Below are 13,491 nucleotides of genomic sequence, written 5' to 3'. Positions count from 1 at the left end.
CGGATCAGCCTGCATGACCTCTCTCTCATGATCAGCGCCCAATCACTCACACGCCCGCAACTGCGCCGTCAGCTACGCATGGCGCGCAGGTCGCTGAGCAACGTCCAGCAACGTATGGCCGCTCGTGGCCTCTTCCACCAATTGGCGCAGCATCCGCTGTTTCGGCGCGCCCGGCATGTCTCGCTGTACCTGCCGATGGATGGCGAGATCGACCCGCGCCTGTTGCTGCGTGAAGCACAACGTCGTGGCAAGGCGACTTACCTCCCGGTGCTCAACGCATGGCCCCGCACCCGCATGGTGTTCCAGCGCGTGCGGCCCGGCGAGCGGTTCATCCCCAACCGTTTTCGTATCCCCGAGCCACGCATCAACCGTGCGAAGCAACGCAAGGTGTGGGCACTCGACCTGGTTCTGTTGCCACTGGTAGGTTTTGATGATCAAGGCGGTCGCCTTGGCATGGGCGGCGGCTTCTATGACCGCAGCCTGGCGTATCTGGCACGCAGAAAAACCTGGCGCAAACCCGTTCTGCTAGGGCTGGCTCACGAATGTCAGAAAGTGGATCGATTGGCGCAGGCCAGTTGGGACGTACCGCTGCATGGCACGGTATCGGACAGGCATTGGTATCTGAATGAGTGATTTTGAGGACGGGTATCTGAAGAGCGCACTCTGATCGTGTGGCGTTCAACGATCAGAGCATCGACAGCGCTTAATGCCTGCCGGGAATTTTCTGCTGTTGCTGAGTGATCTCTACAGGCGTGTCGTCCTTGCTGGTCCACAAGCTCTGCGCATAACCCGTTGTCACGACGCCCAAGCCAAACAAAATAACCAGAATCCAGAGTAAATCAGGCTTGCGCTTCAATGACTGCCCTCCTTAGGCAAATCAATACACCGTCCGCATCGGTTACTTGAGAACCGTGCAGCAGTGTGGAACTTGAAAGGTCGGCATTTTGCGGTAACGTGAACCAGTACGCAAATAGTGGCGCGAGCCGACTGTCGGTTTGTCATACAACTTTCTTCACCACTGTGAAACTTTCTGCCTCTGGAGCACCACGATGGCCTATTGGCTGATGAAGTCCGAGCCTGACGAATTCTCGATCAGCGACCTGCAACGACTGGGCCGTGCGCGCTGGGACGGTGTCCGCAATTACCAGGCACGTAACTTCCTCAGGGCCATGAGCGAGGGAGACGAATTCTTTTTCTACCATTCCAGTTGCCCTGAACCGGGCATTGCCGGCATCGGGAAAATCGCCCGAGCGGCTTATCCTGATCCCACCGCCCTTGACCCCGACAGTCACTATCACGACGCCAAGGCCACTGCGGAAAAGAATCCGTGGAGCGCCATCGACGTCGAGTCTGTGGAGAGCTTCAAGAACGTGCTGGAGCTGGGTTATCTGAAACAGCAAACCCCGCTGGAACAACTGCCGCTGGTGCAGAAAGGCAGTCGACTGTCAGTCATGCCCGTCACCGCCGAACAATGGGCGGCGATTCTGGCACTGCGCTGAAGAGCGTTATTGAACGATGAAGTTGTTGAACAACAAGTCATCGACGACCGGCTTGCCTTCTTCGTCGTTCATCACTCGCTGAACCTGTTTGAGCGCTTCCTGACGAATATTTTCCTTCGCCTCGGCGCTGCTCATGGACTCGACGGTCTGCTGGGTAAACAGCGCCACGAGTTGATTGCGGATCAACGCGTCATTGCGTTTCACGGCAGCCTCGGCGTCGGCGCCGGTCACACGCAGGGAAATGTCAGCCTTGTAGACGCGCAGTTTAGGGCCGCCATCCAGCGCATAATTGCCCACGAACGGAGGCGTCAGCGAAACATAAGCCGCTTTAGGCGGACCTTCTTCCTTGGCTTCTTCCTGCGCCATGACGGGCAATGACAAGGCCAGCAACATCAGAATCCACGCTTTCACAGTCCACTCCTTAATACGGTTTGCCACGTAGCTTACAGCTTATGTGTGCTTATCAGGCAGGGTCATGCTTGTTGACCCGGGAACCCGCTTAACTGACTTTATCGGCCATTACCGGAAAAGGAATAGCCCGATGAAAGCCCTGTTATGCAAAGCCTTCGGCCCCGCCAGCACGCTGGTGCTCGAAGAAGTGCCCGGCCCCGAGATCAAAAAGAACGAAATCCTCCTTGATGTGCGCGCGGCCGGGGTCAACTTTCCCGACACGCTGATCATCGAAGGCAAATACCAGTTCAAACCGCCCTTCCCGTTCTCGCCGGGCGGCGAAGCAGCCGGTGTGGTATCGGCAGTGGGTGAAAAAGTCACTCACCTCAAACCCGGCGATCGCGTCATGGCCCTCACTGGCTGGGGCAGCTTCGCCGAGCAGGTCGCCGTGCCGCAGTACAACGTGCTGCCGATCCCGGAAAGCATGGACTTCACCACCGCCGCCGCGTTCAGCATGACCTACGGCACCTCCATGCATGCGCTTAAACAGCGCGCCAACCTGCAACCCGGCGAAACCCTGCTGGTGCTGGGCGCCTCCGGAGGCGTCGGCCTGGCCGCCGTCGAAATCGGTAAAGCCCTGGGCGCGCGCGTCATCGCCGCCGCCAGCAGCGCCGAAAAACTGGAAGTCGCCCGAAACGCTGGCGCAGACGAACTCATCAACTACAGCGAGACCAGCCTCAAGGACGAAATCAAACGCCTCACCAATGGCAACGGCGCCGACGTGATCTACGACCCGGTCGGTGGCGACCTCTTCGACCAGGCCATCCGCGCCATCGCCTGGAACGGCCGCCTGCTGGTCGTCGGCTTCGCCAGCGGCCGCATTCCAGAACTGCCCGTCAACCTGACCCTGCTCAAGGGGGCTTCGGTGGTCGGCGTGTTCTGGGGCTCGTTTGCTCAGCGGCAACCACACGATAATGCGGCGAACTTCAATCAGCTGTTTGCGTGGTTTGAGGAAGGAAAATTGAAACCGCTGGTGTCGACGGTTTATCCGCTGGAGCGGGCTGGGGAGGCGATTGATTTGTTGGGTGGGAGGCTGGCAGTGGGGAAGGTGGTGGTTTTGGTTGGCAAGACCTGAAGCTCACTCGAAAGCATGCGAAATTACCTGACCTGCGGGAGCGAGCCGGGCGACGCTTCGCTTGCTCCCGAAGGCGTATTTATAGGGCAGCAAAATCCTTTTGTTCCAATGCTCGTTCATGCATTTCTGGGCACTGTGCATCAAATGCGTCATGGCGCGAATGGTGACGCGGAGCCCTGAGAAAGGCACTCCTACTGACGCGTTCGGAACGAAAGATGTCTGTGAGATTTTCACTGGCTGCACCGACCTCTTCGTGAGCAAGCTCACTCCCACACGTGCGCGGCGCTCAAGGTATCCATGACTGACGCTTTGTGCGCGCCGAGAAAAAATCCTCATACTGCTCGTGTCGCCTTTTTTATTGGAGGGTACTTCGGCAGCGGCCGGCGAGCAAAGTAGGGCTGCATTCTGAAATGGCTTTGGTCCCGGCACTTCGCTGCCCCCTTCCTACAACGCGCGCCTCACATTCTCCGGCAAATAATCCACGTACTTGCGCATCGGATTCTTTTGGCATTGGGCGATAATGCCCGGCGTCGCCTCCAGCAGTTCAAGAACCAGTGCCTGACGCTCGTCCAGAGTAAGGAATTGCTCTATGACCGGACCGCTCGACAGGTACAGCTCTGTTCGCATTAGCACGTCCGGCTTGACGTCCTTGCTCCCTCTGCGACCCTCGAACATTTCTCTGTTCAGCTGCCAGCACAACTCCTGCTTCAGCTCGGTATTGGATGTCAGCGGCGGGTTGGTGTGTGGTCGCCCTGTGAAGGTAAACGTGACCGTGACTGCTTCGCCCTCGGGATGAGAGTCCGGTGGCTCCCAGGGCTCAAAGGTCCATTGTTCAACAGCACTTCGGGTCAGGCTGATGAACCTCGGATCAGTTGCCCCCCGCACTTCAAGAAAGCGCACGCCTCCATCGGCCTGAATGAAAATCCTGACGGTGACACTGTTTTTTACCAAGACATAACGCATCGACGCCGGATAGTCCGGCTCCGGCATATACAACGGCACTGGATACGACGGCAACGCTTGTGCTGCGCCCGCCGAAAGCAAGCCCGCAAGCACAATCACACCAAGCACGCGGCTCATTCGCCGCCCTCAGCCAGCCCCACCATCAACACCTTGACTGGCGTAGGGAGGTAATCCCCATAACGGTGGTCAGGATTGCTTCTGCAGTTGCTCACTACCGCAGGTATCGACGTTCCGAGCAATTCAAGCAACGCCTTGCGTTGGGGCTCGCTGCGCTGGTGGGCAACATGGCTGCCGAACAGAACCTGCCCGGTGTACCAGAACACATCGACCTTGCTCAAAGGCTCTTCCTGCCGGATAGACTTCACCTCGTGATTAAGATAGCCGCAACGGATGTTGCCAAGACCGACGGTCACTTCGGTGTTGAAACGCCGGTAGCCGTGGGAGCCGAAAATGACCGGAACGGTAATCGTGGTCTGTGGCGGCGCGCCGACGGTTCCGATCCAGGGTTTGTAGCGCCACTGGCGAAGTGTCTGCTCCACCGATCTGGAAAGTTGTGGATGCCCGCTCTCGATGGCCCTGACTTCGCGAACCTGCCCATCGGACTTTATCCACAGCTGTGCGCGGACTTTTCCTGCATAGCGGGTTTTGATCAGTTCAGCGGGAAACACCGGTGTCGGTGTGTAGACGGGCACCAGAAAGGACTCTGCTGCGCTGACAGGCGGGGCCAGCGCTGCGGCAATCGTGAATACGTGAATTCTCATGTTGGGTGGCTCATCGTCTGAGTGCGCCCCGGCGGCGCAATGCCAACGATGGTAAAAGCCTGTCCGCGGGCCAGTCAGCGCATGGCTTCCGAGAAGGCTGTAGGACCGATCCCAAACTCTTGAAACACAAACAAACAGGTGTCAAATGTTCATAAAAGAACAGGCAAACGTCCGCGATTCCTACAAAGAATCAGCCCGGAGGCACTGCTTTTTTCTGTAATGAAAATGTAATATTCGCTTTCGCAAAAAAACAATAATCAGGAGCATCTCCATGTTTGGTTTTTTCCGTCCCGCCAGGCACCAGACACCCCTTCCCGAAGAAAAGGTCGACAGCACCTATCGTCGTCTGCGCTGGCAGATCTTCGCAGGCATCTTTATCGGTTACGCCGGTTACTACCTGCTGCGCAAGAATTTCTCGCTGGCGATGCCGTATCTGATCGACGAAGGCTACACGCGTGGTCAGTTGGGTTTGGCGATGTCGGCCATCGCGATTGCCTATGGCCTGTCGAAATTCCTTATGGGGATCGTTTCAGACCGCTCTAACCCGCGCTACTTCCTGCCCTTCGGGCTATTGGTTTCTGCCGGGATCATGTTCATTTTCGGGTTTGCGCCTTGGGCAACGTCCAGCGTCACGATCATGTTCGTGCTGTTGTTCATCAATGGCTGGGCCCAGGGCATGGGCTGGCCGCCGAGCGGGCGGACGATGGTCCACTGGTGGTCACAGAAAGAACGCGGCGGCGTGGTGTCGGTGTGGAACGTGGCGCACAACGTCGGCGGCGGCCTGATTGGTCCGCTGTTTCTGCTCGGCATGGGCTGGACCAATGACTGGCACGCCGCGTTTTACGTGCCGGCGGCGGTGGCGTTGCTGGTGGCGGTATTTGCGTTTGCCACCATGCGCGATACGCCACAGTCCGTGGGCCTGCCGCCCATCGAGGACTATAAGAACGATTACCCGGAAGGCTACGATGCGAGCCATGAAGAGGAATTCAGCGCCAAGGAAATCTTCGTCAAATACGTGCTGCGCAATAAATTCCTGTGGTACATCGCGATGGCCAACGTGTTCGTCTACCTGTTGCGCTACGGCGTACTGGACTGGGCACCGACCTACCTGAAAGAAGCCAAGCACTTCACGGTCGACAAGACTTCGTGGGCTTACTTCCTTTACGAGTGGGCAGGCATTCCGGGCACGCTGCTGTGCGGCTGGATGTCGGACAAGATCTTCAAGGGCAACCGCGGCCTGACCGGCATGGTGTTCATGTTTCTGGTGACCATCGCCACGCTGGTGTACTGGCTGAACCCTGAAGGCAACCCGACCGTCGACATGATCGCACTGGTGTCCATCGGCTTCCTGATCTACGGTCCGGTGATGCTGATCGGCTTGCAGGCGCTGGAACTGGCGCCGAAGAAAGCTGCAGGCACGGCGGCCGGGTTCACCGGCCTGTTCGGCTACCTGGGCGGCTCGGTCGCGGCCAGCGCTGCGATGGGTTACACCGTTGACCACTTCGGCTGGGATGGCGGCTTCGTGCTGTTGATCGGCGCGTGCATTCTGGCGATGGTGTTCCTGGCGCCGACGCTGCGGCACAAACAAGTCGCCAGCACGTCCCGCGACAACAAAGGCTGATCAGGCGGTCTCTGACTTGCAGCGCTTGAGCCGCGCCTCCAGATTCAGGTCTGGCATGGCGTGGCTACGCAGGGCTTTGGCCGTCTGTTCAACGTACTCGCGGGTGGTTCCATAACGCCCGCTGGCACTGGCCAGCACCTGGCTCAACACGCTGTCTGGCAGGTTGCCCGCGTAGCTGGGCAGGTGCCGCTCCAGTACGAACCCCAACGCCTGCACTTTTCTGCCATCTTCAAGGCGGCAATTGAGCCAATGCGGCCGGTATGAGGGATACGGCATTTCGCGCTCCCACAAGGCCAGCAGCGACTTTTCCAGGCATTCATCCGGCAGCCGATAGGCAAAACCGGTGCATGAGCCGCCGCGATCGAGGCCAAATACCAGCCCCGGTACTTCCGGCGTGCCGCGATGTTCGTGAGACCACAGGTAGAGGCCGCGGTGATAACCGTGAACGCGCGCGCGCCGGCTTTCTACTGCGGTGCATTCGGGGCGCCAGATCAGTGAACCATAAGCGAACAGCCAGACCGGCCCGCCTTTGTGGCTGTGCATGGTGGCGCTCATGGAGGCGAGCAGTTGCTCGCGGGTAAGCTGAGGGCCCATATCAATAACGGGCGGGTACGTCAGGCCGAGGCCGTCGTGTACCGCCGCGGCCAGTTCGTTGACCGGATTATCCATTTGCCTCCCTGACAGGCTGACTGTCAGTCTTTACCGAGCCCCGCTGACTCGCTCGTGGGTGAGCGGCATCAAGGTATCGTGGTTCGGTTCGCGCTCAAGGCCGAAGGCCTGTCTTGCCAAAAATCGTCTGGTTACTCAATGACATCGCCAGAAACTACAAAAAGTTGAAGCAATTTACACTCCAGTCATGCCGCCGTCAGTCCGTTGTCATGGACGCGGGGCGTAGGCAAACACGTCTGCGCGCATTTGATGGGCGTCCATTCCCGCGCTGACCAGGGCGTCAAGCGTGCCGTAAATCATCGCGGGCGAGCCGCTGGCATAGACATGCACGGCTGAAAGGTCCTTGATGTCCTCGCAGACCGCCTCGTGCAGGAGACCGCAGCGCCCTTCCCAGCCACACAGATCGCTGACGACCTTGTGCAGGAAGAGGTTGGGCAGCTTCGCCCACTCGTCCCAATGGCTGACCTGGTAGAAGTCGTCAGGCCGCCGCACGCCCCAATACAGATGCACCGGATACTTGAAGCCCTTTGCACGGCAGTGCTCGATCAGGCTGTTCATCTGTGCCATCCCTGTACCGGCAGCGATCAGAACCAATGGCCCCTCAGGCAACTCGGCCAGGTGGGTATCACCAAATGGCAGCTCGACGCGCGCCATTTTGTTGCGTTGCAGCTGTTCGATCAAGCTGCGCGCACTGTCTTCGCGAACCAGCACGTGCAATTCCAGATCACGGCCACTGTGCGGAGGTGAGGCGATGGAAAACGCCGACTTCTCGCCATTTTCGCGCTCGATCATCAGGTACTGCCCGGCGTGGTGGCGCGGCGGTTTGCCTGCCGGAGCGCGCAGGCCCACGCGCCAGACATCGCCACCCACCTCGACACACTCGCTCAACTGGCACGCAAAGCTGCGCACCGGTAGCTCGCCTTTGGCCAGCACGCCGTCCCACAGAACCACGCAATCTTCCAGTGGCTCGGCCACGCACGTATGAATCTCGCCGTGATCCAGCACCTGACCCGATTGCGTCACCCGGCCCTCGACCAGCAAGGCCGAACACACATGACAATTGCCATTGCGACAGCTCTGCGGGCATTCGTAGCCCAGGCGCTGGGCAGCATCAAGAATTCGCTCGCCCGGCAGGGTTTCCAGCACCGCACCTGACGGCTGCAAGGTTACGCGCATCAATCTATTCCCAACTGAGTCCAGATTTCGTCCACCCGGCGCGTGGTGGCTTCGTCCTTGACGATTGCCCTGCCCCATTCGCGGCTGGTTTCCCCTGGCCATTTGTTCGTGGCATCCAACCCCATCTTTGACCCCAGCCCCGAGACCGGCGACGCGAAATCGAGATAATCGATGGGCGTATTGTCGATCATGACCGTGTCGCGCTTGGGGTCCATACGGGTGGTGATGGCCCAGATCACGTCGTTCCAGTCACGTGCGTTGATGTCGTCGTCAGTGACGATCACGAACTTGGTGTACATGAACTGGCGCAGGAACGACCAGACCCCCAGCATCACGCGCTTGGCATGGCCTGGATATTGTTTCTTGATGGTCACCACCGCCATGCGGTACGAGCACCCTTCCGGCGGCAGGTAGAAGTCGACGATTTCCGGAAACTGCTTTTGCAGGATCGGCACGAACACTTCGTTCAGGGCGACACCCAAAATCGCAGGCTCGTCCGGTGGACGTCCGGTGTAGGTGCTGTGATAGATCGGCTTGATACGGTGAGTGATGCGCTCGACGGTCAGCACCGGAAAGCTGTCGACTTCGTTGTAATACCCCGTGTGATCGCCGTAGGGGCCTTCATCGGCCATTTCCCCCGGATGAATCACGCCTTCAAGCACGATCTCGGCGCTCGCAGGCACTTGCAGGTTGCTGCCGCGGCACTTGATCAGTTCGGTACGCGAACCGCGCAACAGGCCGGCGAACGCGTATTCGGACAGGCTGTCCGGCACGGGCGTCACAGCACCGAGAATGGTTGCAGGGTCAGCGCCCAGCGCAACCGCCACCGGGTAAGGTTCGCCGGGGTGCTTGGCGCACCACTCACGGAAGTCCAGCGCGCCACCACGGTGGCTGAGCCAGCGCATGATGATCTTGTTACGGCCAATGACCTGCTGACGGTAGATACCGAGGTTCTGCCGCTCTTTGTTCGGCCCTTTGGTGACCGTCAGGCCCCAGGTGATCAGCGGCGCGACGTCACCCGGCCAGCAGGTCTGCACGGGCAGCATGCCAAGGTCGACGTCATCGCCTTCGATGACGACCTCCTGGCAGGGGGCGTCCTTGACGACCTTGGGCGCCATGGCGATGACTTTGCGAAAGATGGGCAGTTTGGACCAGGCGTCTTTCAGCCCTTTCGGTGGCTCAGGCTCTTTGAGAAACGCCAGCAGCTTGCCAATCTCGCGCAGCTCGCTGACCGCCTCTGCGCCCATGCCCATCGCGACACGCTCGGGCGTACCGAACAGGTTGCCCAGCACAGGAATGTCAAAGCCGACCGGTTTTTCGAACAGCAGGGCCGGCCCCTTGGCGCGCAAGGTACGGTCACAGATTTCAGTCATTTCCAGCACAGGGGAGATCGGCATCTGGATGCGTTTCAACTCTCCGCGCTGCTCAAGCTGCTGCACGAAATCCCTTAGATCTTTGAATTTCATTAACCCGGCCATTTATCCAAATAGACGCACATCCTACCTGCTCCAGCCCTTCAAGGCAGCTAATCCGCGGCGCGCAGGCAAAAAAATGGTGCCCCGAAGGACACCATTTTTTGAGTCAGCCGGCCTGTTACTTGCGTTTCATGGACAGGAAGAACTCGTCGTTGGTCTTGGTCTGCTTGAGCTTGTCGATCAGAAACTCGATAGCAGCGACTTCGTCCATCGGGTGCAGCAGCTTGCGCAGGATCCACATGCGCTGCAACTCGTCATCAGCGGTCAACAGCTCTTCACGGCGGGTGCCCGAACGGTTGATGTTGATGGCCGGGAACACGCGCTTCTCTGCAATCTTGCGATCCAGAGGCAGCTCCATGTTGCCGGTACCCTTGAACTCTTCGTAGATGACTTCATCCATCTTCGAACCGGTTTCAACCAGTGCGGTGGCGATGATGGTCAGCGAGCCGCCTTCTTCGATGTTCCGCGCAGCACCGAAGAAACGCTTTGGCTTCTCGAGTGCGTGAGCATCGACACCACCGGTCAGTACCTTGCCGGAGCTCGGGATGACGGTGTTGTAGGCGCGAGCCAGACGGGTGATGGAGTCAAGCAGGATAACGACGTCTTTCTTGTGCTCGACCAGGCGCTTGGCCTTCTCGATCACCATTTCGGCAACCTGCACGTGGCGGGTTGGCGGCTCGTCGAATGTCGAGGCAACCACTTCGCCGCGCACGGTGCGCTGCATTTCGGTCACTTCTTCCGGGCGCTCATCGATCAGCAGAACGATCAGATGCACTTCCGGGTTGTTACGCGTGATGTTTGACGCGATGTTCTGCAGCATGATGGTCTTGCCCGCCTTCGGCGGAGCAACGATCAGACCACGCTGGCCCTTGCCGATCGGCGCACACAGATCGATCACGCGACCGGTCAGGTCTTCGGTGGAACCGTTACCGGCTTCCATCTTCATGCGGATCGTCGGGAACAACGGCGTCAGGTTTTCGAACAGAATCTTGTTCTTGGCGTTTTCCGGACGGTCGTAGTTGATCGTGTCGACCTTGAGCAGAGCGAAATAACGCTCACCTTCCTTTGGTGGACGGATCTTGCCAACGATGGTGTCGCCGGTACGCAGGTTGAAGCGACGGATCTGGCTGGGGGAGACGTAGATGTCATCCGGGCCGGCCAGATAGGAAGCGTCTGCAGAGCGCAGGAAACCGAAGCCGTCCTGGAGAATCTCCAGCACGCCATCACCGGATATTTCCTCGCCACTTTTGGCGTGCCGTTTAAGCAGGGAAAAAATGACGTCCTGCTTGCGCGAACGGGCCATATTTTCTATGCCAGCCTGTTCGGCCATTTCGAGCAATTCGGTAATCGGCTTTTGCTTGAGTTCAGTCAGGTTCATATGGGGAATGACGTAATCATGTATGGAGGGGGAAATTAAGCTTTTGGCTTAATGAGGCCGCGCCGCAGAAAAGGCGACAGGATCGCGTACTAAATCGAAAGGAGTGCGTCGGCGACGGCTTGCAGGGGGCAACGGAGAAGCCGTTGCGGGGCCGAATGTACCACCTGATTTTCCAGGCGTCTAGTACGACGCCTGAAAAAAACCCCGCTATTTGCGGGGCTTTGAAACGTCTCAGATGTTGGCGTCGAGAAACGCAGCCAGCTGCGACTTCGACAAAGCGCCCACTTTGGTCGCTTCAACGTTGCCGTTCTTGAACAGCATCAACGTCGGGATACCGCGCACGCCATGCTTGGCCGGGGTTTCCTGATTTTCGTCGATGTTCAGCTTGGCGATAGTCAGCTTGCCTTTGTAGGTGTCGGCGATTTCGTCCAGTACCGGGGCAATCATTTTGCATGGGCCACACCATTCAGCCCAGTAATCAACAAGTACCGCACCCTCAGCCTTGAGTACATCAGCTTCAAAGCTGGCGTCGGTGACGTGTTTGATCAGGTCGTTGCTCATGGAAGTCTCCGAGGTCATAGGCTAAAAAAGACGACCATCATAGCGGCCCTTATGGCATTCAGGAAGCGATGCTTCATTGACTCTGACTATGACGGTGCATGACGGACGTTATGACGGGCGCTTAATTCGAAGGCGAGACAAAAACGATGCCGGTACGCAGGGCAGCGCCGCGAATATGCTCTTGCATGGCCTTTTGCGCCGGGCCTGAAGCGTGCCGGGCCAGCGCCCGCAAAATCTTGCGGTGCTCCTGCCAGGTCTCCATGACCCTTGCTGCGCGTATGAAGGGCATTTTCTGGCTTTCAAGGAAAATATCGGCGCCGGCGGTCACGATCCCCAGCATGGCCTGGTTACCGCTGGCGACCAGAATGTGCCGATGAAACTCGAAATCCAGCCTGGCCGCCGCTTCGAAATCGCCGCCACACAACTCAAGACGCATGGCTTCGACGTTGTCTTCAAGCACATCACGCTCGTCAGCGGTCAGGGTGACCGCGGCCAGCCCGGCAGCAAATCCTTCGAGGGCATAACGCAGTTGAAAGGTGTCGGCCGGTGAGACCTGAGCTTCAAAAGGCCAGGAAAATCCTCCCGTGCGCTGTTCTGGTTCAGAAATCGACTGCACGAACACGCCTTTGCCAGGTTGCACGCTGACCACTCCCAAGGCGCTGAGCGACGACAATGCCTCGCGCAACGATGCACGACTAACACCCAGCAAAACCGCCAGGTCACGTTGCGACGGCAGGCTCTCGCCCGGCTTGTACCCTTGCTCGGCGATCAACTTGCGAATGGCCCGGAGGGCTGATTCGGGTACGGCGAGTGAAGTATGCGGCATCACTGTTCAGGCCAGTCAGTCCAGTAAAAATCCCTTTTATCGCCATCCTGATCATTCGGCAAGCGACGCCCAGCACTGGGGCGACCGGGCTTTAAAGCGCGCCAAAGCAGGGCGTACCGCCCGCCAACTGTTCAGACCAGTAAGACCATAATCTCGCTGAAACCTTGAGTTTCCGGCCCACAACAAGCGGATGGCATGCGCTATGCACTGGAGACTGGCCAACATCTTTCGTTTCGCCCGGAGACTTCACATGACCAAGCGTTACAGCGCCTTGCTTACTGCCTTGTTTGCCAGTTTGATGCTGAGCCAGACACCCGCCCACGCCAACGGCCTGGACGACGTCATAGCGCGCGGCACCTTGAAGGTCGCCGTGCCGCAGGACTTCCCGCCGTTCGGCTCGGTCGGCCCGGACATGAAGCCGCGCGGTCTGGACATCGACACCGCGCAGTTGCTGGCTGACAGGCTGAAGGTCAAGCTTGAGCTGACGCCGGTCAACAGCACCAACCGCATCCCCTTCCTGACAACAGGCAAGGTTGATCTGGTCATCTCCAGCCTGGGCAAAAACCCGGACCGCGAAAAAGTCATCGATTTCTCCCGGGCTTACGCGCCGTTCTATCTGGCCGTCTTCGGTCCGCCTGAGTCTCCGGTCAAGGATGTTGCTGAACTGAAGGGCAAGACCATCAGCGTCACCCGTGGCGCCATCGAAGACATCGAGCTGTCAGCCGTTGCACCGGAAGGCACGACCATCAAGCGTTTTGAAGACAACAATTCGACCATCGCCGCCTACCTGGCCGGCCAGACCGACCTGATCGCCAGCGGCAACGTGGTGATGGTTGCCATCAGCGAGCGCAACCCCAAGCGTATCCCGGCGCTGAAAGTGAAACTCAAGGATTCGCCCGTGTACGTTGGCGTGAACAAAGGCCAGCCGGAACTGCTGGGCAAGGTCAACGAGATTCTGGAAGCTGCCAAGGCTGACGGTACGCTGGAAAAAGCGTCGATGACCTGGCTGAAGCAACCGCTGCCTGCCGATCTCTGAT

The 13,491-nt window shown here is 58.7% G+C and carries 15 protein-coding genes; 5 read left to right on the top strand and 10 right to left on the bottom strand.

Features of this window, described 5'->3' with window-relative positions; translation table 11 throughout:
- The first annotated feature begins 27 nt into the window (after positions 1 to 27).
- Positions 28 to 633: a 5-formyltetrahydrofolate cyclo-ligase gene (locus BW686_RS22370; RefSeq protein ID WP_084919638.1), complete on the top strand. Its 606-nt coding sequence runs from the start codon at positions 28 to 30 to the stop codon at positions 631 to 633.
- A gap of 70 nt (positions 634 to 703) precedes the next feature.
- Here the strand turns inward: BW686_RS22370 and BW686_RS22365 are convergent, their stop codons facing one another.
- Positions 704 to 856: a hypothetical protein gene (locus tag BW686_RS22365; protein WP_084919637.1), complete on the bottom strand. Its 153-nt coding sequence runs from the start codon at positions 854 to 856 to the stop codon at positions 704 to 706.
- A 193-nt stretch (positions 857 to 1,049) separates the two neighbouring features.
- Between BW686_RS22365 and BW686_RS22360 the strand changes: the two genes are divergently transcribed.
- A complete protein-coding gene (locus BW686_RS22360) occupies positions 1,050 to 1,499 on the top strand; it encodes an EVE domain-containing protein (RefSeq protein ID WP_084919636.1) in 450 nt (149 codons plus the stop codon).
- 6 nt (positions 1,500 to 1,505) lie between these two features.
- Here BW686_RS22360 and BW686_RS22355 read toward each other — a convergent pair whose 3' ends face one another.
- The gene (locus BW686_RS22355; protein WP_084919635.1) at positions 1,506 to 1,910 is read right to left on the bottom strand and encodes a flagellar basal body-associated protein FliL; all 405 of its coding nucleotides are present in this window, start codon (positions 1,908 to 1,910) and stop codon (positions 1,506 to 1,508) included.
- Positions 1,911 to 2,040: 130 nt separating this feature from the next.
- On the opposite strand from BW686_RS22355, the gene BW686_RS22350 reads away from it, so the two are divergent.
- A complete protein-coding gene (locus BW686_RS22350; RefSeq protein WP_084919634.1) occupies positions 2,041 to 3,024 on the top strand; it encodes an NADPH:quinone oxidoreductase family protein in 984 nt (327 codons plus the stop codon).
- Between the two features lie 444 nt (positions 3,025 to 3,468).
- On the opposite strand, the gene BW686_RS22340 is transcribed toward BW686_RS22350, so the two are convergent.
- Together BW686_RS22340 and BW686_RS22335 are read right to left on the bottom strand one after the other, a co-directional pair.
- Entirely contained in the window at positions 3,469 to 4,104 is a 636-nt protein-coding gene (locus BW686_RS22340; protein WP_084919632.1) for an energy transducer TonB, read from the bottom strand.
- On the bottom strand, positions 4,101 to 4,748 hold the full coding sequence (locus tag BW686_RS22335; protein ID WP_084919631.1) for an energy transducer TonB: 648 nt from the start codon (positions 4,746 to 4,748) through the stop codon (positions 4,101 to 4,103). The genes BW686_RS22340 and BW686_RS22335 overlap by 4 nt, the downstream gene beginning before the upstream one ends.
- A gap of 271 nt (positions 4,749 to 5,019) precedes the next feature.
- Here BW686_RS22335 and glpT point away from each other — a divergent pair, with 271 nt between their 5' ends.
- Positions 5,020 to 6,369: a glycerol-3-phosphate transporter gene (glpT, locus tag BW686_RS22330; RefSeq protein ID WP_084919630.1), complete on the top strand. Its 1,350-nt coding sequence runs from the start codon at positions 5,020 to 5,022 to the stop codon at positions 6,367 to 6,369.
- Here the strand turns inward: glpT and BW686_RS22325 are convergent, their stop codons facing one another.
- The 6 genes from BW686_RS22325 to BW686_RS22300 form a co-directional block, all read right to left on the bottom strand.
- Positions 6,370 to 7,038 carry a gamma-glutamylcyclotransferase gene (locus BW686_RS22325; RefSeq protein WP_084919629.1) on the bottom strand — a complete coding sequence of 223 codons (669 nt, stop codon included), beginning with the start codon at positions 7,036 to 7,038 and terminating at the stop codon, positions 6,370 to 6,372. It lies immediately after the preceding gene.
- 207 nt (positions 7,039 to 7,245) lie between these two features.
- Positions 7,246 to 8,214, bottom strand: a complete 969-nt coding sequence (locus tag BW686_RS22320) for a CDP-6-deoxy-delta-3,4-glucoseen reductase (protein WP_084919628.1) — start codon at positions 8,212 to 8,214, stop codon at positions 7,246 to 7,248.
- Positions 8,214 to 9,680 carry a 4-hydroxy-3-polyprenylbenzoate decarboxylase gene (gene ubiD / locus BW686_RS22315; RefSeq protein WP_084919627.1) on the bottom strand — a complete coding sequence of 489 codons (1,467 nt, stop codon included), beginning with the start codon at positions 9,678 to 9,680 and terminating at the stop codon, positions 8,214 to 8,216. Before ubiD ends, BW686_RS22320 begins: the two co-directional genes overlap by 1 nt.
- Positions 9,681 to 9,807: 127 nt before the next feature.
- Positions 9,808 to 11,067: a transcription termination factor Rho gene (gene rho, locus BW686_RS22310; RefSeq protein WP_002551560.1), complete on the bottom strand. Its 1,260-nt coding sequence runs from the start codon at positions 11,065 to 11,067 to the stop codon at positions 9,808 to 9,810.
- A gap of 231 nt (positions 11,068 to 11,298) precedes the next feature.
- Entirely contained in the window at positions 11,299 to 11,628 is a 330-nt protein-coding gene (trxA, locus tag BW686_RS22305) for a thioredoxin TrxA (protein WP_084919626.1), read from the bottom strand.
- Between the two features lie 121 nt (positions 11,629 to 11,749).
- Positions 11,750 to 12,454, bottom strand: coding sequence for a FadR/GntR family transcriptional regulator (locus BW686_RS22300; RefSeq protein ID WP_084919625.1), 705 nt, complete (start codon positions 12,452 to 12,454; stop codon positions 11,750 to 11,752).
- A gap of 250 nt (positions 12,455 to 12,704) precedes the next feature.
- Here BW686_RS22300 and BW686_RS22295 point away from each other — a divergent pair, with 250 nt between their 5' ends.
- Positions 12,705 to 13,490 carry a transporter substrate-binding domain-containing protein gene (locus tag BW686_RS22295; protein WP_084919624.1) on the top strand — a complete coding sequence of 262 codons (786 nt, stop codon included), beginning with the start codon at positions 12,705 to 12,707 and terminating at the stop codon, positions 13,488 to 13,490.
- Position 13,491 lies beyond the last annotated feature (1 nt).

This window comes from Pseudomonas syringae (assembly GCF_002157375.1).
GTDB classification, from domain to species: domain Bacteria; phylum Pseudomonadota; class Gammaproteobacteria; order Pseudomonadales; family Pseudomonadaceae; genus Aquipseudomonas; species Aquipseudomonas syringae_T.
This window is presented reverse-complemented; position numbering and strand designations above follow the sequence as displayed.